We start from the raw sequence: 20,746 nt of genomic DNA on the forward strand, positions 1-20,746 counted from the left end.
TGCGGCGAGGCCGCGCTCTATTTCGACCCGCGCAATCGCCCCAGCCTTGAAGACGTCATGCGCCGGATCATGGAGGTTGAAGGCGATGCGTTCGGCCTGGCGGAGAAGGGCCGCGCCAATCTCGACCGCTTCTCATGGGACAAGAGCGCCGAAACCCTGCTGGCCAGTTTGTCGGAGATGGCCGCGCCGCGGCGCTGACGGCGCCTATTTGAACGACAGGATGCGCTGCGGGTCGAGCCGCGCCTTCATCAGGTCGACGAGGGCGATGCCATTGCCCTTCAAGCGGCCGCGGCGGTCGACGAACTCCTGTTCGCGCAGGCTCCCGAGGATGTTGGCGGCGACATTGCCCGCCATCAGCGGCAGCGCCTTGCGCAGGGTCATGCTGCCCTTGCGCCAGAGATAGATCGGATTGGCGATCTGGGAGTAGCCGAAACGCAGTCCCGATGTCCGCCCTCGCTTGCTGCCGAGATGCACACCCCGGAGCGCCGTGCTGTGGACGATCTCGCCCTCGGGCGCGATCTGGCGGCAGAAATCGACATCCTCCTGCCAGCCATAGAGCGGCAGGTTCTCGTCGAAGCGCGCCGCGACGGCCCGGACCGCCGACATCCGCACCAGCATGTTGCAGCCATAGGCGTTGTAGGCCGGCCTGATCGCCTTCGGCTCGCCCGGATCGGCGGCCAGGACCTTCCGCGCTTGGTCGGCGCCGATACCGGGTCCATGGATGCCGTCGGCAAGCACGCTCCCGGTTGCAGCGACGATGTCCGGCCGGCCTTCGAACAGCAGTTCGGCCTCCGCGAGGAAATCGCGCGCCGGCATGTAGTCGTCATCGAGGAAGACGACGAGATCGGCATCCCAGGCGGCGTCCAGGATGGCGTTGCGCTGGCCGCAACTGCCGCGCCGCCCCTCGACGCGCCGGACTGCGACGGACAGGCGCTCGGCCGCGGGCTCGTCGAAATCGGCCGGCTCCGCCGGGCAGACGAGGATCGCGTCGGGCAGCCGGCTTTGACCCATCAGATGCGCGAGCGTCTCCGACAGGACGTCGCGGCGTCCGGCGGTCGCGATGCCGATGACGATCTTCATGAGGCCTCCGGCGAAGCATTGTCGCGCTGGAGCAGGGAGCTGAGCGTCGCGATGGCGGGCGGGATGCAGAACAGGAACACCGCCAGCGAAATCAGCAGGGATGTCCGGGGCATGCCGGCATTGCCCAGCCCGGCGATGGCGAGCGCGGCCAAGGCGCTGGCGAGCGGCAATCCAGCCCAACGGAACGGCATGGACAGGAACAGCGGTGCCCCCACGATCACCGCGGCGACTGCGCCGGCCAAGCCCCCGTAGAGCAATCCGGTCAGCGAGCCGCCTGAGAGGCTCCAGCCGGCGAGCGAGCCGAGATTGAGCAGGACGGCGTCGGCGACGGCGAGCCCGATGATCGGACGCAACCGCTGCATCAGATGCGCCGGCGTGGGCAGCAAGGTCTGCACCCAGGCCCGCAGCAGGGCGAGGAGCGTGACGGCCGGTGCCGCAAGCAGGAAACTCTCGCGCAGCTCAGCCTTGACGAGCCAGGATGCGGCAGGCGCCAGCAGGCACAGGATCGCAGCGGCGGTCACGAGCGAGCAGCTCGCCAATTGCCCGTAATAGCCGCCGAGCCGCTCGCGGAACCCCGCGGAACCCGGTTCGCGGTCGTAGGCGGCGACGATCTCCGGATAGCGGATCGCCTGGAGCGCCGAGACCACCATGACGAAGGGTCGCTGCAGGAGGTCGAGCGCCAGCAGGGCGCCGGCCGCCCCCTGGCTGCCGAGCGCGGCGGTCAACAGGGCCTTGAGCCCGAGCGGAGCGAGGATGCCCGCCACCGAAGCGCCGGCCGAGACGCCGCCATAGGTCAGGTGTTTCATCAGCAGCCGGCGCTGCGGCCGTTGCAACTCGCTGGCGAGCGGGCCACCAAGCGCGCGCGCCAGCACAGCATAGGCGAGATAGGCAGCCAGCATGCCGGACACCGCGCCGGCAAGCGTGGGGGCGAGAATGGCTCCGGAGATCGTTCCGATGGCCAGGGCCGAGGCGCGCACGGCCTGGAGGATCGAGAACAGCCGGAAATCCTGCCGGAAACGCAGCATCGTCAGATGCAACTCCGAGCCGCCCTGGAAGATCGCGACGAAGGCGCCACCCACCGCAATGCCGGCGGAAGCCAAGCCCAGAGCGGCAACACCGCCGCCCGCCAGCAGGCAGAGGCCGGCGCAAACGATGAAGGCGTACAGGATCACCGAGCGCTGCGCCGCCTCGGCCGCGCCGGGATAGAAGCGGCTGCACGAAAAGCGCAACCACTCGAAAGCGGCGATGCTGCCGAACTGGCTGATCGTGACGAAGAGCGAATAATGCGTGAAATCCTGCGCCGGCAGGATACGCGAGACCACGAGCAGCAGCCCGAGCGCCAGCACGGCCTGGTAGACATAGGCTCCGAGAGCGACGATCTGGGCCACCGGCGCGTGCCCGCTCAGGCCGCGTCCGGCACGCATACGGCCATCGCACGCAACGTCGCACGGCAGCCGGCCGAACCGTTATCCCTGACGATGACGCGACACATCCCATTGCCCTCCGGCTCACAGGCCTAGGACAAAAAGGTTGATATTTCCGCGCTAAGGGAGCGGTGTTTTCAGTAGAAATGCAGAACAGCGAGCCCGGCAGAGGCTGCTACCGCCGCCAGCCACCACAACCAGCGTGACGAATGCAGATCGGCGCTCGCGAGGGGCTGGCCGATTACATCTTCATGGCCGAAGGATTCGCCGGCCAGGCGTGCAGCGCGCTGCAAGCCCGCGATACCCGCAACCGGCACTGACTGACGCGACGCCACGGCCTTCTCCCCCTGTAGGCCGATCATAGCGCATTGCGGAAATCCGCATAGGCCTGACCGTGCTGACCATCCTCGGCACGGATGGTTAACGTGGCCTGAACGCATCCGTTCCCACGCTGTTGCGCATTCCGGCGACAGGGATGTGACGGGAGCGCGCGCCGGAACGCACAGGCGGTTTCGATCGGTGGACGAGGCGTCTATAAGCTGCCCCCGACAAGGCGCGACAGCCCGCAATGCGCTAGAGTTTACAGGGCGCGAATCAGGAAGAATCGGTTGGCAATGGCGGATAGTGGCGATCTTTTCGGTTCGGAGCCGGAGCGGCCGGACGCGGCAAGCCCGCGGCCGGAAACGCGCCCGCCGGTCGCGGCCCCAAAGGCTGCCCCGGCACCGTCCGCCCCTGCCCGCAACGGCACCCTGTCCGAGGCCGGCTACGACGCCTCCGCCATCGAGGTGCTCGAAGGGCTGGAGCCGGTGCGCCGCCGGCCGGGCATGTATATCGGCGGCACCGACGAGCGCGCCCTGCACCATCTCTTCGCCGAGGTGATCGACAACGCCATGGACGAGGCGGTGGCGGGCCACGCGACCTTCATCGATGTCGAATTGTTCGAGGACGGCTCGATCGCCGTGACCGACAACGGTCGCGGCATCCCGGTCGATCCCCACCCGAAATTCCCCGGCAAATCGGCGCTCGAAGTCATCATGACGACGCTGCATGCCGGCGGCAAATTCGATTCCAAGGCCTACGAGACCTCGGGCGGCCTGCACGGCGTCGGCGTCTCCGTCGTCAACGCGCTGTCGGACCGGCTAGAGGTCGAGGTCGCGCGCGGCAAGACGCTCTACCGCCAGGTCTTCTCGCGCGGCCTGCCCCAGGGGCCGCTCGAGACGGTCGGCGCCGTCGCCAACCGGCGCGGCACCAGGGTGCGCTTCCATCCAGACGCGCAAATCTTCGGCGAAGGCGCGCATTTCTCCCCGGCCCGCCTGTTCCGCATGGCGCGATCCAAGGCCTATCTTTTCGGTGGCGTCGAGATCCGCTGGACCTGCGCGCCCGCCCTGCTGAAGCCGGAAGGCGATGTCGCGGCCGAGGCGGTATTCCGTTTCCCGGGCGGCTTGCGCGACTATCTCGGCCGCGAGATCCAGGGCAAGGACCTCGTCGCCGAACCGATCTTCTCCGGCAAGATCACCAAGGAAGGCAGCCACGGCTCGCTCGAGTGGGCTGTGGCCTGGCTCGCGACCGGCGAGGACGGCTTCTCGTCGTCCTATTGCAACACGATCCCGACGCCCGAGGGCGGCACCCATGAGCAGGGCCTGCGCATCGCCCTGCTGCGCGGCTTGCGCGACCATGCTGAGCGCATCGGCCAGTCCAAGCGCATGGCGCAGGTGACTTCCGACGACGTCATGGCGACCTGCGCAGCCATGCTCTCTGTCTTCATCCGGGAGCCGGAATTCCAGGGCCAGACCAAGGACAAGCTCGCGACGCAGGAAGCGCATCGCATCGTCGAGAACGCGATCCGCGACGCCTTCGATCATTGGCTCGCCGCCGCGCCGCAGCAGGCTCTGCGCCTGCTCGACTGGTCGGTCGATCGGGCCGAGGAGCGCCTGCGCCGGCGCCTCGAAAAGGAAGTCTCGCGCAAGACCGCGACGCGGAAGCTGCGTCTGCCGGGCAAGCTCGCCGATTGCTCGAATGCCGGCGCGGCCGGCTCCGAGCTCTTCATCGTCGAGGGCGACTCGGCCGGCGGCTCGGCTAAGCAGGCGCGCAACCGCGCGAACCAGGCGATCCTGCCGCTCCGCGGCAAGATCCTCAACGTTGCCAATGCGACGCGCGAGAAGCTCAACGCCAACCAGCAACTCGCCGATCTCATCCTGGCGCTCGGCTGCGGCATCGGCACGCAGTTTCGCGAGGACGACCTGCGCTACGAGAAGGTCATCGTGATGACCGACGCGGATGTCGACGGCGCCCATATCGCCTCGCTGCTCGTCACCTTCTTCTGGCGCCAGATGCCGCGCCTGATCGAGAAGGGCCATCTCTATCTCGCCGTGCCGCCGCTCTATCGGCTCCAGCACGGCGGCAAGAGCGTCTATGCCCGCAACGACGCCCATAAGGACGAGCTGATCGAGACCGTCTTCAAGGGCAAGAAGCCGGAAATCTCGCGCTTCAAGGGCCTCGGCGAAATGATGCCGGCGCAGCTCAAGGAAACCACCATGGACCCGAGCAAGCGCATCCTGCTCAAGGTCATGGTCGACCACGAGGCCAAGGAGGAGACATCCGACACGGTCGAGCGCCTGATGGGCAACAAGCCGGAAGCGCGCTTCATCTTCATCCAGGAGCGCGCCGCCTTTGCCGGCGAACTGATCGACCTGTGAGGGCTGAGCCCTGCATTCCTGCAGGGCTGGGTCTCAGGCCCGGCGGGCTGTCCGAGCGCAGGTTTCCCGGCAGGGTTCGCGCATGTCGAACCCTCCCCACACCCCGGACTGCCATGACCGCCGACTCCGCTCCACCTGGGAATGGCCGCTGACGGCATGGGCGAGCCTGCTTCCCCTCCATCTCGACGCGACGGCGATCTGGCACCGCCCGCTGGGCAATTGCCCTGGGACGACATCCGGATCTTCAACGCCATCGCCGTCGGCGGGTCGATGGCCGTGGCGGCGGCGCAGCTCGGCCTGAGCGAGGCGACGGTCGCGCGCCGGCTGAAAGGCTTCGAAGCCGAACTCGGCCTGCAGCTCTTCACGCGCGAGGCCAACCGGCTCGTGCCGACCTCGGCCGGGACGGAGCTCGCGGCCGAAGCCGCTCTCGTCGAGGCCGCGGCGAGGCGCTTCGCGATCCGCGCCGACGCCGCTCGCCCGAAGGACAATGCGCCGGTCCGCATCACCGCCACCACCTCGATCAGCCTGCTCCTGACCATGAACGCGACGGCGATCTCGCAAGCGGCCGGCGGCGTCGAGATCGTCATCATCAGTACGCGCAACCGGCTCGACCTCTCCCGCGGCGAGGCCGATATCGCCTTGCGCATGACCAGGGTCCCAAGCGAGCCCGGCCATTACGCGCAAAAGGTCGGGCGCCTGATGCAGGCGCTGTATGTGCGCCGCGGCGTCGATCCGGCAACGGCGCCGATCATTTCGGTCAACCGCGAGACCTCCTCGCGGATCGACGACCATATCATGGCCTATGCCGCCGGCCGGCCGATCGCCGCCCGGGTCGGCGATTCGGCCGCCCGCTACGAAAGCATCCGCTCGTCCGGAGCGCTGTCGATGGCGCCCTGCTTCATGGGCGATGCCGATCCGAGCCTGCGCCGCCTGGCGCCGCCGCCCGAGCAGACCGGCGACGACATCTTCCTGGTCTCGCATGACGTCTCGCGCCGCCGGCCCGGCGTCGCGGCCGTGCTGGGCGCCCTGCGCAAGCTGTTCAAGGAGCAGCAGGCCCGGCTCGCCGGCCGCACCGCCGGGAGCGATCAGTAAAGTCCGCCCCGCTGCGGCAAGACTTGGCTAACCATCCTTTTACTGCTGCGGGCGCATATTGCCGCAAAGCTCGTGAAGTCACGGGCCGCGGAGAGTGCGCCATGCGCCTGATCGAACTGTTCTGGAAGAACAATCGCGGCACGCTCGCCGCCGATATCGCCAAGGCCGGCGCGGCCATCGCCTTCCTGTCGGTCATCGCCGCGAATTTCCTGTCGAGCCAGACCGCCTCGCTCGACAAGGAGCGCATGGCCGCAGTCAGCCTCGCCGCCTCGAAGCGCCAGTCCACGGATCCGATGGTCACGGGTTCGATCGGGCAGAGCGCAAATGCAACGAAGCTCGACCCTTGCGTGCTGCCGCGCTGACGGCGATCAGCCAAGCCAGCGCAACAATTCTCCAGTCACCGCCTCCGGCGCTTCCAGCGTCGACAGATGACCGCATTCCCTGACGATCGCGAGCCGCGCCGCATTGCCGACGAGGCCGGCCATTTCCTGCGCCTCGGCGACAGGCGTGATCTCATCCTCCTGGCCGACCAGCACCAATACCGGGATCGATAGCCCCGCCAGCACCGGGCGTGAATCCGGCCGCTGCATGATCGCCTTCTGCTGGAGCACGAAGCCCTCGGCCCCGACCTCGTCGGCCATGCCGCGCACCAGCAATCGCAGCGGCTCGTCGGCTAGGCGCGCCGGCGCGACAAGCTTCTGCCAGAGCAGCGTCGTGACGTTGTCGAAGGCGCCCTTCTCGGCCAGCGCGATCATCTGCTCGCGTGGAATGTTGGTCTCCGGCGTGGCGGCCTTGGCGCTGGTGTCAAGCAGGGCGAGCCGCGTCACGCGCTCCGGCGCCTGCCGCAGCACCTCGAACGCGACATAGCCGCCCATCGACAGCCCGCAGAGCGCAAAACGCGGTGGCGCAGCCGCAAGCAGGCGCTTCACGATGGCCGAAAGCGTGTCGTCGCGGGCGTGATCGGCGACGAGGATCGGGCGTCCATCGGCAAGAGCAGGCCATTGCGGGGCATACAGCGCGGCGTTGCAACTCAGGCCGGGAACGAGAACAAGCGGCTCCTTCATGAGGCTAATACGGTCCTTCAATGGCTAGATGATTGACTTTGCCGCGTTTTCTTTGCATTCCACACGAGTCCGAAGGCGCGCAGGAACTGTCGTCGCGCCAACGTGGTGGTTGAGCAGGTCATCCCGCTGCGTTTCACCGACCCAGAAGAAGCACGATACGCGATGTCATTTGCCGAACTCGGCTTGAGCGAAAAGGTTCTGACGGCTGTCACAGCCGCGGGCTATAGCACGCCGACCCCCATCCAGGCCCAGGCCATTCCGCATGTCCTTGCCCGCAAGGACGTTCTGGGCATCGCCCAGACCGGCACCGGCAAGACAGCGGCCTTCACCCTGCCGATGCTGACCATCCTGGAGACGGGCCGCGCCCGGGCCCGGATGCCGCGCACGCTGATCCTTGAGCCGACGCGCGAGCTCGCAGCGCAGGTCGAGGAGAACTTCGTCCGCTACGGCGTGAACCAGAAGCTCTCGGTCGCGCTGCTGATCGGCGGCGTCTCCTTCGGAGACCAGGATGCCAAGATCACCCGCGGCGTCGACGTGCTGATCGCGACGCCCGGCCGCCTGCTCGACCATGTCGAGCGCGGTAAGCTGCTGCTGACCGGCGTCGAGCTCCTCGTCATCGACGAGGCCGATCGCATGCTCGACATGGGTTTCATCCCGGACATCGAGCGTGTCTGCAAGCTCGTGCCCTTCACCCGGCAGACGCTGTTCTTCACCGCGACGATGCCCCCGGAGATCACCCGCATCTCCGAGCAGTTCCTGCACAATCCGGTGCGCGTCGAGGTTTCCCGTCCCGCGACGGCTGCCACCACGATCACCCAGCGGCTGATCGCCTCTAATTCCCAGGACTTCGAGAAGCGCGAGACGCTGCGCAAGCTGATCAAGGGCGCGGTCGACCTCCAGAACGCGATTGTCTTCTGTAATCGCAAGCGCGATGTCGCGACGCTGCACAAGTCGCTGCAACGCCATGGCTTCCCCGCCGTCGCCCTGCATGGCGACATGGACCAGTATGCCCGCATGGCGGCGCTGGAATCCTTCCGTACCGGCGAGAACCCGATCCTCGTCGCCTCCGACGTCGCGGCGCGCGGCCTCGACATCCCCGCCGTCAGCCACGTCTTCAATTTCGACGTGCCGACCCATGCCGAGGACTATGTCCACCGCATCGGCCGCACCGGGCGCGCCGGGCGCGAAGGCGCGTCCTTCACCATCGTCACGCGCCATGACGACAAGCTCGTCGCGGCGATCGAGAAATTGACCGGCCAGACCATCGCCTTCGAAGGCCCCGGCCTCGACGCATTGCCGCCCGGCCAGCCGCGCGAGGAACGTCGCGGCGACCGTCGGGACGACAAGCGCTCTTCGTCGCGTGGTGGTCGCGGACGGCCCGAGCGCGGCGCGCGTTCAAGCGCGGCGCCCGCGCGCTCTGACGCTGACGAGAACGTCGCGGATACGCAGCGCAAACCACGCCGTGTCCCGATCCGGCCCGACTCTGAGACCGCGCCGCCCCCGCCGCCCGTAGCAGCGCGGAGGCAGGACGAAACCCGGCATCAGGACGAAACCCGGCGCCCGCGTCCGCCCCGCACGCGCGACGACGATGACGGCCCGCAGGTGAAGGGTCTGGGCGACCATGTCCCGGCCTTCCTGCTCCGTCCGGTCCGCGTCGGATAACGTTACGGCATCAACCCGTTTTTAACGACATCGACCTAGATTGCCTTTCGCCGCGTCGGGCTGACCTTCGCGGCGGACGGGCGCATGCCGCCGTATATACGGACAGGATGTCCCGCTTCGATTGTGTCAATCGAAGCTGTCGTGGCCGAAGGCCGCGAACCGGCTTCATACCGGGGTGGTGATGGCATGGACGACCTGGTTTCGGTTCCCGTCCGCACCGACGATCTCGCAGAGCGCGTCGTCGCGGCGATGCGCGAGCACGGCTCGCCGAGCTATCCCCGCGCCTTCGAGGTCTGGTACGCCCATCTCAGCGGCGAGATGCCGGCTGTCAGCGTCGCGATGAGCGCCATTCTCACCGGCAGCGACGGCAAGGTCACGGCCGCCGATATCGACAGCCTCTACGAGCGCTTCATCTCAACCGAGCGTTTCTCGCGCCAGGCCGAGCGCACTAGCCTGCAGGTTTTGAGCGAGATCGACGCGATGATGGGGCTGGTCGACAAGGCGCTCGGTTCCAGCGAGATCTATCACGGCCGTCTCTGCGCCATGTCCGAGGACGTGCCGCCGGCAACGGACCGGCACAAGCTACGTGAATGGGTCGAGGCTCTGGTGATGTCGACCCGCGAAGAGGTCACACGCAAGACGCAGCTCGAAGCGGAGCTGCGCAACAGCTCCAACGAGATCCGCAATCTGCGCGAGGCCCTGGAATCGACCCGCGCCGAGGCCCTCACCGATCCGCTGACCGGCCTCGCCAATCGCCGCCATTTCGAGGAGATGCTGCAGAAGTCGATCGATCAGGCGACCTTGCGCCGCGAGCCTTTCGCGCTCGTCATGGCCGATATCGACTTCTTCAAGCGCTTCAACGACGCCCATGGCCACCTGACGGGCGACCAGGTGCTGCGTCTCGTCGCGCGCACGATGAAGGACAAGTTCAAGGACAAGGCGATCATCACCCGCTTCGGCGGCGAGGAGTTCGCCATCATCCTGCCCGAGGCCGACCTGATCGCCGGCAAGTTCGGGGCGGAGACCGTCCGTCAGGCGCTGCTGACACGCGAATTGATCAAGCGCTCGACCAACGAGAATCTCGGCCGCATCACCATCTCGCTCGGAGTCTCCAGCTATCGCCGCGGCGATACGGCCGGCTCGCTGGTCGACCGCGCCGACCAGGCCCTGATGCAGGCCAAGCGCGACGGCCGCAACCGCACGGCCACAGAGGACGTCGTGGAGACGGCCAGCCGCGTCGCCTGAGGCGAAGCGATTCCATCTCTCCTCAGAACTACGCCGTCATCCCGGGCTTCCCCCGGGATCTATCGGAGGGCCCCGGAGCTCTACGATAGATTCCGGATCGGCGCGGCGCTGCCGCTTGTCCGGGATGACGCGATGGCTCCAGCAGAAACCCAAATGGCTTACGGCGCCGCCAGCGCGCTCTCGCTTTGTGGCTTGATCTCGACGGATTCGCCGCAGCCGCAAGCCGAGACCTGATTGGGATTGTTGAAGACGAAGGTTGACGAGAACCGGTCGGTCTTGAAGTCGAGCTCAGTGCCGAGCAGGAACAGCACGGCCTTGGCGTCGACGACCACCGTCGCGTCCTTGTCGGTCACGACCTCGTCGCCCTTGCTGACCGCGCGCGCGATCTCGAACGTGTATTCCATGCCGGCGCAGCCGCCCTTCTTGACGCCGACCCGTAGGCCGAGCGCCGGAGCATCCCCGTCCGGGGATTGCGCCATGATCTCGCGGATGCGGGCCGCCGCGGCGTCGGTCAGCGAAATGACCTTGAGGCCCGGTATCGAAAACATCTGTTTCCCTCCTCGACCGGGTTCAAGGCCCGGTGAAGCAAGATTGGTCCTACCAACATAGGGATCGGCGGGGCTTTCGTCGAGATGGCGCCTGCATGCCATGCGCCGGCTATCCGGCCCCTGCCCGCCCAGCGCATTGCGGAACAGCCCGGCTCATGCACTCTGGCGCTTCAGAATCCCCGAGGCTCCGAGAGCCCTTCCAACCGGCAGGAAAACCATGGCGCATCGTCTGCATCGCCCCGAATCGCTGCACGCCCTCGTCCGCGACATGGTCGTGAAGGCCGGCTGGACCGAAGCGGAGGCGCAGGAGACCGCCGACCACCTCGTCCTCGCCAATCTCAACGGGCATGACAGCCACGGGGTCGGCATGCTGCCGCTCTATTTCCAGTCGCTTGCCGACGGCAATCTCAGCCCGGCATCGCAGCCGCAGACGCGCGTCGATACGGCGCCCTTCCTGATCATCGACGGAAAGGTCGCGCTCGGCCAGCCGAATGCCCGCAACGCCGTCGACCGCGCGGTCGCGATGGCGCAGACGGGCGGCGTCGCCATCGTCAACCTGCTCGATTCCCATCATATCGGCCGCATCGGCCATTATGCCGAGGTCGCCGCCGAGGCCGGGCTGATCTCGTTCTTCTGGGTCAATGTCGCCGGCCGCCCGCCGATCGTCGCGCCCTATGCCGCGAAGGAAGCCCGCTTCGGCACCAATCCCCACGCGATCGGCATCCCCGTCCCCGGCGGCGATCCCCTGATCCTCGACTTCGCCACCAGCCGCATGGCCCATGGCAAGGCCCGCGTGGCGCTCAACAAGGGCGAGCAGGTTCCGCCCGGCTACATCATCGACGGCGAGGGCCGCCCGACCACGGACCCGGCCCATGTCTTCGCCAGCCCCGACCATCCGCTCGGCGCGCTCCTGCCCTTCGGGGACCACAAGGGCGCGGGCCTTTCGCTCATCGCCGAATTGCTCTCGGCTGGCCTGATGGGCGCCGCCCGCATCGACCAGAAGCCGCAGAAGACCTGGGTGATCAACTCGCTCTTCGGCGTCATCATCGACCCGGCCCGGCTGGAGCCCGATGCCGAACTGCGCCGCAGCCGCACCGAGAGCTATCTCGCCTTCGTGCGTGCCGCCAAGCCGATGGATCCGGCCAATCCGGTGCTCGCGCCCGGCGACAAGGAGCGCAAGGTCAGGATCGAGCGGCAGGCCGCGGGCATCCCGCTCGACGACGAGACCTGGTCGCAGATCGTGGCCGCCGCCAGGCAGCACGGCATCGACGCCGAGAGCTACTGAGAGCATGTCGCCCGAAGCCTACAACACCTTCTGCGCGAGCCTCCCGGCCACCAGCCATGTCGTGCAATGGGGCGGAGCCGATGTCTGGAAGGTCGGCGGCAAGGTCTTCGCCATCGGCCGGCAGCAGGAGGATGGCGAGATGGCCGTTTCCTTCAAATGCTCGCCGATGGGCTTCGACATCCTGAGCGAGCAGCCGGGGCTCAGGCCCGCGCCCTATCTCGCCTCGCGCGGCATGAAATGGATCCAATGGCTCACCGGCGAGAGCATGCCGGACGACGCCCTGTGTGACTATCTCGCTGAGAGCCACCGCCTCGCCGCCGCCGGGCTGACGAAGCGGGTGCGGGCCGAACTCGGCCTATAGCAGCGCCTCGCCCCGGAACATCGGCACGCAGCCGCCGCCGACCCGCGAGCGGAACCCGTCCGCAGCACGCCGGGACGTGACGTTCAGACGGCTCGGGCGCCCCATCTCGACGCCCTGCGTGATGCTGTAGGCAGCCTCGTCGCCGCCATCAAGCGACAGGAGCAATGCGCCGAGCGTCGCGCTGGCGCTGCCGGTGGCCGGGTCTTCCCAGGTGCCGGCCAGCGGCGCGAACATCCGCGCCCGGACCGCATTGCCGTCGCGGGCATAGAGGAACAGCGACAGCCGCCCCTGCAGTTTCGGATTCTGGCTTTCGAGCTTGCGGAAGGCTGCGATATCGGGCGTGGCGCCGGCCAGCGCGGCCGGCGCGATCTGCACCAGCACGAATTTCACGCCGAGCGAGGCCTGGACCGGCTTGTGAGCGCTGGTGACGATGTCGGAAGGAGCCACGCCTGCGCAGGCAGCGATGCCATCGACCGGCAGTTCGATGCCGAGCGACAGCGCCTGCGGCGCGGCGATCACCGCACCCGTCACCGCGCCGGCCGCATCGCGCTCCACCGCGATCTCGATCAGCCCGGCCAACTGCTCGAAGCGCAGCAAGCCGTTACGGTCGCGGCCATGGCGGGCCAGCACGCAGGCCGTACCGACATTGGGATGGCCGGCGAAGGGCATCTCGGCGGTGCGATGGAAGATGCGCACGCGCGCATCGTTGGCTGGATCGTCCGGCGGCAGGACGAAGGTCGTCTCGCTATAGTTCATCTCCGCCGCGAGCGACTGCATCTGGGCGTCGGACAAGCCCCGCGCATCCGTGAAGACCGCGAGCTGGTTGCCGCCGAAGGGGCGGTCGGTGAAGACGTCGACGGTCTCGTAGGGAAAGCTGGGCATGGCAGGCTCCGGTGGCGACAAGCATACGCCCCGTCTTGATGCCATCGTTGCCCGGTCAGGAATAATGAAGGTCGATCATGCGATCGATCACGCAGGCGAGCCGTTTCCGCCGTCACAGCAGAAAATGGAAACCGAAGCCGAGAATGACGAAACCGGCGGCGACGACCTGCGCAACGAAGAGAGGCTTCAGCCGGAACGCTTGCGCGCTGTGGAACTCGGAGCGCTCCGAACGCGACATCCGCTCGCGGGCCTTGAACTGCTCGGCGAGCGCCGATGGATCGCTGCTTGCCCCGTCGCGCTCGAGGTCCATCCGCACGGCGATGAACCCAATGACGAGGCCGAGCACGCCGAGGCCGAAGAAACCGATCAGCCGCAAGGCTGCGTAGAAAACGCCGATCAGCAAGGCGGCCAGGAACGGAAAGACCAGATAGTCCCACTTCGTCGCGCGCATGCCTCATCATGCGCGAGAGCGAGGGAACGGTCCAGCCTCACCACATGTCGAGCGCGACGCGGGCCTCGTCGGACATCCGCGACTGGTCCCAGGGCGGGTCGAACGTCATGTTGACCGTCACGCCCGCGACGCCAGGCACCGTGCTGACGGCATTCTCGACCCAGCCCGGCATCTCGCCGGCAACCGGGCAGCCCGGCGCAGTCAGAGTCATGTCGATGGTGATCTGCCGGTCGTCGGCGATATCGACGCGATAGATCAGGCCGAGCTCGTAGATGTCGGAGGGAATCTCCGGATCGTAGACCGTCTTCAGCGCGGCCACGATATCGTCCGTCAGCCGGTCGATCTCCTCCGGCGGCAATGCGGTGCCCTTGCCCATCGCGGGGGCGTTCGGCTTCAGGTCGTCGGCGACGCTGTCGGTCATCTCTTCAAATCCCGGTCAGGCGAACAGGCTCTCGGCCTTCCGCAGGGCATCGACCAGCTTGTCCACTTCTTCGAGCGTGTTGTAGAGCCCGAACGAGGCGCGGCAGGTCGATGTCACCCCATATCGTGCCAAAAGCGGCATGGCGCAATGGGTGCCGGCCCTGACGGCGACGCCGGCGCGGTCGATCACGGTCGCGACGTCATGGGCATGGGCGCCCTTCATCTCGAAGGCGACGATCGCGCCCTTCTCCCGCGCCTTGCCGAAGATGCGGATCGAGTTCATCTCGCCGAGCCGCTCCATCGCATAGGCGCCGAGCTTGGCCTCATGCGCTGCGATGTTCTCGCGGCCGAGCGCCATCATGTAGTCGAGCGCGGCGCCCAGGCCGACCGCCTCGACGATCGCCGGCGTGCCGGATTCGAAGCGATGCGGCGGGTCGTTATAGGTGACGGTGTCTTCGCTGACGGTGACGATCATCTCGCCGCCACCCTCGTAAGGCGGCAGCTTGTCGAGCCATTCCTTCTTGCCCCAGAGGATGCCGGAGCCGGTCGGCCCGTAGGTCTTGTGACCGGTGAAGGCGTAGAAGTCGCAGCCCAGCGCCTGCACGTCGACCGGCAGGTGGACGGCGCCCTGGCTGCCGTCGACCACCAGCGGAATGCCGTAGGAGCGGCAGATCGCGGAGACCTCGGCGATCGGGATGATCGTGCCGATCGCGTTCGACATCTGCGTCAGCGACACCACCTTGGTGCGCGGCGAGATCAGCTTCTCGAATTCCTCGATGAGGAAATTGCCGTCCTCGTCGATCGGCGCCCATTTGATCACGGCGCCGTGGCGCTCGCGCCAATAGTGCCAGGGCACGATGTTGGAATGGTGCTCCAGAATCGAGAGGATGATCTCGTCGCCTTCCTGGATCTGCAGATGGCGCCCGAGCGAGGAGGCCACCGTGTTGAGCGCCCCGGTGGATGAGCGCGTGAACACGATCTCCTCCAGATGCGCCGCATTCAGGAAGCGGCGCGCACTTTCGCGAGCCGCTTCATAGGCTTCCGTCGAAGCGTTGGCGAGATAGTGCAGGCCGCGATGGACATTGGCGTAGTCCTCCCGCATCAGCCGCGTCATCGCCTCGATCACCGCTTCCGGCTTCTGGGCCGAGGCGGCGTTGTCGAGATAGACCAGCGGCTTGCCATAGACCTCCCGGCTCAGGATCGCGAAATCCTTGCGGATGGCCTGGACGTCGTAGGGCTTCGCCAGCGCGTTCATCGGTTCAGGCCTTTCCGGGCGTAGCGGGAGCCTTGTCGGTGACGAGCTCGCCGCCATGGCCCCAATCCTCGCGCTCGATCTCCTGGATCACGATATGGGTATTCTCAGGGTTCTTGCCGAGCACCTTGACCAGCGTATCCGTGAATTCCTTCACGATCTGCGCCTTCTGCTGGCGCGACGCGCCCTTCGTGATCTGGAGATTGATGTAGGGCATCAGACGGTGCTCACCTCGGAAGCGGCCTCGCGGGCCTTCAGCCACGACTCGACCTCGCCGATCACGAGATCGCGCACATCCCCGTCGGTGATGAACTCGACCGCCTCGCCGGCGAAGGCTTGCAGCACCAGCGCCTCGGCCTGCGGCCGCGGCAGGCCGCGCGCCATCAGGTAGAAAAGCTGGTCGCCGTCGATCTGGGCGACGGTCGCGCCATGGCCGCAGACCACGTCGTCGGCGAAGATCTCAAGCTCGGGCTTGTTGTACATCGAGGCGCCGTCGTTGAGCAGCAGCGCGTTGCTCCTCATGCCGCCATCGGTCTTCTGCGCGTATTTGCGCACGATGACCTTGCCCTGGAACACGCCGGTGGCCTCGCCGCCCGCGATCGTCTTGAACAGCTCGCGGCTCGTGCCATTAGGCACCTCGTGGTCGACGATCAGGGTGACGTCCGAGTGCTGCGCCTTGTTGATTAGGTTGACGCCGCGCAGGCCGATCTCGGTGTGCTCGCCCGCATAGCGGACGAAATGCTGCTGGCGCACCGTGCCGGCATTGCAGATCAGCGCGAAGGAATCGAACTTCGCGTGAGCGCCGACCGTCGCGAGCAGGCTCTGCACCTCGACCGTCGCCGCCTGCTGGCAGGTGACGATGCGGACGTGCTGGATCTCGCTCTCATCGCCGGTCTCGAAGACGATCGCGCCGTTGATCTGCTGCGCGGCGTTGCCGACGGCTTCGCTGATCTCGACGATCGTGCCCTTGGTGCTCTTGCCGGCAAGCACGACCGAGCGGTGGAAGACTGCTCGCTCTTCCTCACCCGAAGCCAGGGAAACGATGACGATCCGCTGCTCCAGTTCGATGCCGTCGGCGATCTCGATAAACACGCCGTCGCGCATCAGCGCGGTGTTGAGCGCGAGGCCCATATCGTCATGGCCGACCGAGGGGCCGGCCAGGATGCGGGTCAGGTCCTCGCGCGGGGACACCAGCGCCTCGGCGAGCGACTGCACCGAGACGCCCTCCGGGATCGCGTCGAGCGTCGAGAGCTCCGGCGCGAAGACGCCGTCGACCAGGACAAGGCGCAGGCCATCGAGCTTCAGCGCATCCAACCGGGCCTTGACCGCCGCCGTGACGGCAGCGCCGCCGGCAAGCGGACGCGCCTCGCGCAGCAGCGTGCGCAGGTCGGTATAGCGCCAGGATTCGAGCCGGCGATGCGGTAGGCCCTTGGACTCGAAGCCGGCGAAGGCGTCCTCGCGCAGCTTGCGCACGGCCGGGCCGCCGGGCAGCTCGGCCTTGCTGTCGGCATATTGCTGGACGAGCTGCTGTTCGGCAGCCGTCTTCAGCGGGGTGACAATGGCCATCAGGCAGCCTCCCCATAGGCCGCATAGCCGCTCTTCTCGAGCTCCAGAGCCAGCTCCTTGCCGCCGGTCTTCACGATCTTGCCCTTCGACATGACGTGGACGGTGTCCGGCACGATATGGTCGAGCAGGCGCTGATAGTGGGTGATGACGAGGAAGCCGCGGCTCTTGTCGCGGAGCGCGTTGACGCCCTCGGCGACGATGCGCAGCGCGTCGATATCGAGGCCGGAATCGGTCTCGTCGAGGATGCACATGGACGGCGAAAGCAGAGCCATCTGAAGGATTTCCATGCGCTTCTTCTCACCGCCGGAGAAGCCGACATTGAGCGGGCGGCGCAGCATGTCCTTGGCGATGCCGAGCTTATCGGCGGCGGCGTTGACCTGCTTGATGAAGTCCGGCGTCAGCAGCTCGTCCTGGCCGCGCGCCTTGCGCTGCGCGTTCATCGCGGCCTTCAGGAAGGTCATGGTGGCGACGCCGGGGATTTCCAGCGGATACTGGAAGGCCAGGAAGATGCCGGCGGCGGCGCGGGCATCGGCCTCCATCTCCAGCACGTTCTCGCCATTGAGCAGGATCTCGCCGTCGAGGACCTCATAGTCCTCCTTGCCGGCGATGACATAGCTCAGCGTCGACTTGCCGGAGCCGTTCGGCCCCATGATGGCGGCGACCTCGCCGTCGTTCACGGTGAGGTTCAGGCCGTTGAGGATCTGCTTGTCCTCGTCGGCGATCTTGACGACCAGATTGCGAATTTCGAGCATCGTTTCGTTCCTGTGTCATCCCGTGCGCGGTGCAGCGCGAAGCGATGCGCCGCAGACCCGGGATCGTAATGTCCAGTGGTTATTCCGATGACGGTCCCGCATCTGCGCAGCGGCAATGCATGCCGCAGCGCGTGCGGGAAGACCGCCCTTATCCAACCGAGCCTTCGAGCGAGATCGTGATCAGCTTCTGTGCCTCGACGGCGAATTCCATCGGGAGCTGCTGCAGCACCTCCTTGACGAAGCCGTTGACGATCAGCGCCACCGCCTCCTCCTCGGAGAGGCCGCGCTGCTGGCAGTAGAACATCTGGTCCTCGCCGATCTTCGACGTGGTCGCCTCGTGCTCGAAGATCGCCGTCGCGGTCTTGGCCTCGATATAGGGGATGGTGTGCGCGCCGCACTGGTCGCCGATCAGGAGCGAGTCGCAATTGGTGAAGTTGCGCGCGCCGGTCGCCTTGCGATGGGCCGAGACGATGCCGCGATAGGTCGAGTCCGACTTGCCGGCGGCGATGCCCTTGGCGATGATCTTCGAGGTCGTGTTCTTGCCGAGATGCAGCATCTTGGTGCCGCTATCGACCTGCTGCATGCCGTTCGACACCGCAATCGAGTAGAACTCGCCGCGCGAGCCGTCGCCGCGCAGGATGCAGGACGGGTATTTCCAGGTGATGGCCGAGCCGGTCTCGACCTGCGTCCACGAGATCTTCGAGTTCTTGCCGCGGCAATCGCCGCGCTTGGTCACGAAGTTGTAGATGCCGCCCTTGCCCTCGGCGTCGCCGGGGAACCAGTTCTGCACGGTCGAGTACTTGATCTCGGCATCGTCGAGCGCGATCAGCTCGACCACGGCTGCGTGGAGCTGGTTCTCGTCGCGCTTGGGTGCCGTGCAGCCTTCGAGATAGCTGACATAGGCGCCCTCGTCGGCGATGATCAGCGTGCGCTCGAACTGGCCGGTATTCTGCTCGTTGATGCGGAAATAGGTCGACAGTTCCATCGGGCAGCGCACGCCCTTCGGGATGTAGACGAACGAGCCGTCGGTGAAGACCGCGCTGTTCAGCGTCGCGAAATAGTTGTCCGTCACCGGAACGACCGTCGCGAGGTACTTCCTGACCAGCTCGGGATGCTCCTGGATCGCCTCGGAGATCGAGCAGAAGATCACGCCGGCCTGGGCCAGCTCCTTCTTGAAGGTCGTGACCACCGAGACGGAGTCGAAGACGGCATCGACCGCGACGCGGTTCTCCGGCGCGACGCCGGCCAGGATCTCCTGCTCTCGCAGGGGGATACCGAGCTTCTTGTAGGTCTCGAGAATGGCCGGATCGACCTCGTCGAGCGACTTGGGCGAGGCGCCCTTCTTCGGCGCGGCGTAATAATACAGGGCCTGGTAGTCGATCGGCGGATAGTTGACGCGCGACCAGGTCGGTTCGGTCATGGTCTTCCAGCGACGGAAGGCGTCGAGCCGCCATTCCAGCATCCATTCCGGCTCGTTCTTGCGCGCCGAAATATAGCGGACCGTGTCCTCGGTGAGGCCCTTGGCCGGCTTGTCGACCTCCAGCTCCGTGACGAAGCCGTATTTGTACTCGGTCACGTCGATCGACTTGACCTGATCGATGGTCTCCTGGACCGCTGCCATTTCTCAGTCTCCAGTGCGGGTTCAAGGCCCGCCGGTTCAATTTCTTCTGTTGCGGAACGCGTCAGGCGGCAGCCCGGGCGCTCCGATCGGCTTGCGCGGCCACGAGATTTTCGTAGGCAGCGAGAAAGAGATCGATATCAGCCTCGGAGGTGGTCCATCCGAGCGAGGCCCGCAAGGCCCCTGCGCTCATGGCGGGGTCGATTTTCATCGCATCGAGCACATGCGAGCGCTTGACCTTGCCCGAGGAGCAGGCCGAGCCGGACGAAAGGGCGGCACCGGCGAGATCGAGCTTGATCAGCACGGTTTCGGCCTTGAGGCCCGGCGTCGCGAAGGCGCTGGTATTGGGCAGGCGCGGCGCGGCCTGAGCGAAGATCGCCGTCTCCGGCGACAGCGCTGCAAGCCCCGTCTCCAGGCGGTCACGCAGGCCAGCAAGCCGCACGGCTTCTTCAGCCAAGACCTTGCCGGCGAACTCAGCCGCCGCGCCGAAGCCGATGATTCCCGGCAGGTTTTCGGTTCCGGCGCGCCAGCCCCGCTCCTGCCCGCCGCCGCGCATCGGCTTCTCAGTGAGTTCGAGCGCGCCCGTCCGGAAGACGATCGCGCCGATGCCCTTCGGCCCGCCGATCTTGTGCGCCGAGAGCGTCAGCACGTCGGCGCCGAGCGACGAGATATCGATGGCGATCTTGCCGGCCGCCTGTACGGCGTCGCTATGCACGAGGCCGCCATGGCGATGCACGATCGCGGCCGCCTCGGCGATCGGCTGGATCACGCCGGTTTCGTTATTGGCGAGATGGATCGAGACCAGCGCGCGGGCGCCGGGGTTCTCGGCGACGAAGTGCGCCAGCCGCTCATCGAGCCAGGCGAGATCGACCAGGCCGCTCGCATCGACCGGGATCGCCTCGGCAGCGCCGGCCGGGAAACGATGGCCCTCGCGCACGCAGGCATGTTCGGTCGCGCTGTGAAGCAGAAGCGTCGCAGGCGTTCGCACGCAGTCACGGCCGCCGTCGCAATCCATCAGGCCGGGCGAGAGCACGGCGACATTCGCTTCCGTGCCGCCGCTGGTGAAGACGACGTTCGAGGCCTTGGCAGCGACGAGCCTCGCGACCTGCTCGCGCGCCCGCTCCATCGCGGCGCGCGCGGCGCGTCCCTCGCCATGGACGGAGGACGGATTGCCCGGCAGCGTCAGCGCATGCGCGACCGCTTCCACCACCTCCGGGCGCACCGGGGTCGTGGCGTTATGGTCGAGATAGGCGCGTCCCGCCGTCACGATCCTGCCTCTCCATCCTCGTCATTACCGCGCACTGATACGAAATGCTTGAAATCGCACCTGTGCGCCGTGCTATAGCCG

The 20,746-nt window shown here is 66.8% G+C and carries 21 protein-coding genes and 1 pseudogene; 8 read left to right on the forward strand and 14 right to left on the reverse strand.

What is annotated here, in order from left to right; genetic code table 11:
- Nucleotides 1-198, forward strand: a pseudogene (locus JHD80_RS17945) (glycosyltransferase family 4 protein); the annotation flags it as partial.
- 6 nt (nucleotides 199-204) lie between these two features.
- Here the strand turns inward: JHD80_RS17945 and JHD80_RS17950 are convergent.
- From JHD80_RS17950 to JHD80_RS17960, 3 genes are all read right to left on the reverse strand, one after another.
- Nucleotides 205-1,080 carry a glycosyltransferase family 2 protein gene (locus JHD80_RS17950; RefSeq protein ID WP_199090119.1) on the reverse strand — a complete coding sequence of 292 codons (876 nt, stop codon included), beginning with the start codon at nucleotides 1,078-1,080 and terminating at the stop codon, nucleotides 205-207.
- Nucleotides 1,077-2,504 (reverse strand): hypothetical protein, encoded by a 1,428-nt coding sequence (locus tag JHD80_RS17955; RefSeq protein ID WP_199090121.1) that lies wholly within the window; start codon nucleotides 2,502-2,504, stop codon nucleotides 1,077-1,079. Before JHD80_RS17955 ends, JHD80_RS17950 begins: the two co-directional genes overlap by 4 nt.
- Nucleotides 2,505-2,641: 137 nt before the next feature.
- Nucleotides 2,642-2,839: a hypothetical protein gene (locus JHD80_RS17960; protein ID WP_199090123.1), complete on the reverse strand. Its 198-nt coding sequence runs from the start codon at nucleotides 2,837-2,839 to the stop codon at nucleotides 2,642-2,644.
- A gap of 279 nt (nucleotides 2,840-3,118) precedes the next feature.
- On the opposite strand from JHD80_RS17960, the gene parE reads away from it, so the two are divergent.
- From parE to JHD80_RS17975, 3 genes are all read left to right on the forward strand, one after another.
- Nucleotides 3,119-5,200, forward strand: coding sequence for a DNA topoisomerase IV subunit B (parE, locus tag JHD80_RS17965; protein WP_199090170.1), 2,082 nt, complete (start codon nucleotides 3,119-3,121; stop codon nucleotides 5,198-5,200).
- 156 nt (nucleotides 5,201-5,356) lie between these two features.
- Nucleotides 5,357-6,292 (forward strand): LysR family transcriptional regulator, encoded by a 936-nt coding sequence (locus JHD80_RS17970; RefSeq protein WP_199090125.1) that lies wholly within the window; start codon nucleotides 5,357-5,359, stop codon nucleotides 6,290-6,292.
- Nucleotides 6,293-6,393: 101 nt separating this feature from the next.
- The gene (locus tag JHD80_RS17975) at nucleotides 6,394-6,654 is read left to right on the forward strand and encodes a hypothetical protein (protein ID WP_199090127.1); all 261 of its coding nucleotides are present in this window, start codon (nucleotides 6,394-6,396) and stop codon (nucleotides 6,652-6,654) included.
- Between the two features lie 6 nt (nucleotides 6,655-6,660).
- Here JHD80_RS17975 and JHD80_RS17980 read toward each other — a convergent pair whose 3' ends face one another.
- Entirely contained in the window at nucleotides 6,661-7,356 is a 696-nt protein-coding gene (locus JHD80_RS17980; RefSeq protein WP_199090129.1) for an alpha/beta fold hydrolase, read from the reverse strand.
- Between the two features lie 162 nt (nucleotides 7,357-7,518).
- Here JHD80_RS17980 and JHD80_RS17985 point away from each other — a divergent pair, with 162 nt between their 5' ends.
- Both JHD80_RS17985 and JHD80_RS17990 read left to right on the forward strand, forming a co-directional pair.
- Entirely contained in the window at nucleotides 7,519-9,018 is a 1,500-nt protein-coding gene (locus JHD80_RS17985) for a DEAD/DEAH box helicase (RefSeq protein WP_199090131.1), read from the forward strand.
- Between the two features lie 186 nt (nucleotides 9,019-9,204).
- Nucleotides 9,205-10,263: a GGDEF domain-containing protein gene (locus JHD80_RS17990; RefSeq protein ID WP_199090133.1), complete on the forward strand. Its 1,059-nt coding sequence runs from the start codon at nucleotides 9,205-9,207 to the stop codon at nucleotides 10,261-10,263.
- Between the two features lie 158 nt (nucleotides 10,264-10,421).
- Here JHD80_RS17990 and JHD80_RS17995 read toward each other — a convergent pair whose 3' ends face one another.
- A complete protein-coding gene (locus tag JHD80_RS17995) occupies nucleotides 10,422-10,811 on the reverse strand; it encodes a HesB/IscA family protein (RefSeq protein WP_199090135.1) in 390 nt (129 codons plus the stop codon).
- A 217-nt stretch (nucleotides 10,812-11,028) separates the two neighbouring features.
- On the opposite strand from JHD80_RS17995, the gene JHD80_RS18000 reads away from it, so the two are divergent.
- Both JHD80_RS18000 and JHD80_RS18005 read left to right on the forward strand, forming a co-directional pair.
- On the forward strand, nucleotides 11,029-12,096 hold the full coding sequence (locus tag JHD80_RS18000) for a malate/lactate/ureidoglycolate dehydrogenase (RefSeq protein WP_199090137.1): 1,068 nt from the start codon (nucleotides 11,029-11,031) through the stop codon (nucleotides 12,094-12,096).
- A gap of 4 nt (nucleotides 12,097-12,100) precedes the next feature.
- Nucleotides 12,101-12,457: an MmcQ/YjbR family DNA-binding protein gene (locus tag JHD80_RS18005; protein WP_199090139.1), complete on the forward strand. Its 357-nt coding sequence runs from the start codon at nucleotides 12,101-12,103 to the stop codon at nucleotides 12,455-12,457.
- Here the strand turns inward: JHD80_RS18005 and JHD80_RS18010 are convergent.
- From JHD80_RS18010 to JHD80_RS18050, 9 genes are all read right to left on the reverse strand, one after another.
- Nucleotides 12,452-13,339: a PhzF family phenazine biosynthesis protein gene (locus tag JHD80_RS18010; protein WP_199090141.1), complete on the reverse strand. Its 888-nt coding sequence runs from the start codon at nucleotides 13,337-13,339 to the stop codon at nucleotides 12,452-12,454. The two genes, JHD80_RS18005 and JHD80_RS18010, sit on opposite strands and share 6 nt — an antisense overlap.
- Before the next feature lie 112 nt (nucleotides 13,340-13,451).
- Nucleotides 13,452-13,790 (reverse strand): hypothetical protein, encoded by a 339-nt coding sequence (locus tag JHD80_RS18015; RefSeq protein ID WP_199090143.1) that lies wholly within the window; start codon nucleotides 13,788-13,790, stop codon nucleotides 13,452-13,454.
- Between the two features lie 37 nt (nucleotides 13,791-13,827).
- Nucleotides 13,828-14,211, reverse strand: coding sequence for an SUF system Fe-S cluster assembly protein (locus tag JHD80_RS18020; protein WP_199090145.1), 384 nt, complete (start codon nucleotides 14,209-14,211; stop codon nucleotides 13,828-13,830).
- A gap of 15 nt (nucleotides 14,212-14,226) precedes the next feature.
- On the reverse strand, nucleotides 14,227-15,465 hold the full coding sequence (locus JHD80_RS18025) for a cysteine desulfurase (protein WP_199090147.1): 1,239 nt from the start codon (nucleotides 15,463-15,465) through the stop codon (nucleotides 14,227-14,229).
- 4 nt (nucleotides 15,466-15,469) lie between these two features.
- Complete coding sequence (locus JHD80_RS18030) at nucleotides 15,470-15,679, reverse strand: tautomerase family protein (protein ID WP_199090149.1); 210 nt, start codon at nucleotides 15,677-15,679, stop codon at nucleotides 15,470-15,472.
- Nucleotides 15,679-17,028 carry a SufB/SufD family protein gene (locus tag JHD80_RS18035; RefSeq protein WP_199090151.1) on the reverse strand — a complete coding sequence of 450 codons (1,350 nt, stop codon included), beginning with the start codon at nucleotides 17,026-17,028 and terminating at the stop codon, nucleotides 15,679-15,681. Before JHD80_RS18035 ends, JHD80_RS18030 begins: the two co-directional genes overlap by 1 nt.
- On the reverse strand, nucleotides 17,028-17,780 hold the full coding sequence (sufC, locus tag JHD80_RS18040; protein ID WP_199090153.1) for a Fe-S cluster assembly ATPase SufC: 753 nt from the start codon (nucleotides 17,778-17,780) through the stop codon (nucleotides 17,028-17,030). Before sufC ends, JHD80_RS18035 begins: the two co-directional genes overlap by 1 nt.
- Before the next feature lie 148 nt (nucleotides 17,781-17,928).
- Nucleotides 17,929-19,401, reverse strand: a complete 1,473-nt coding sequence (gene sufB / locus JHD80_RS18045; protein WP_199090155.1) for a Fe-S cluster assembly protein SufB — start codon at nucleotides 19,399-19,401, stop codon at nucleotides 17,929-17,931.
- A gap of 61 nt (nucleotides 19,402-19,462) precedes the next feature.
- Nucleotides 19,463-20,668, reverse strand: coding sequence for an aminotransferase class V-fold PLP-dependent enzyme (locus tag JHD80_RS18050; protein ID WP_199090172.1), 1,206 nt, complete (start codon nucleotides 20,666-20,668; stop codon nucleotides 19,463-19,465).
- Nucleotides 20,669-20,746 lie beyond the last annotated feature (78 nt).

The sequence above is a fragment of the Allobosea sp. ASV33 genome (assembly GCF_016428755.1).
Classification (GTDB): Bacteria; Pseudomonadota; Alphaproteobacteria; order Rhizobiales; family Beijerinckiaceae; genus Allobosea.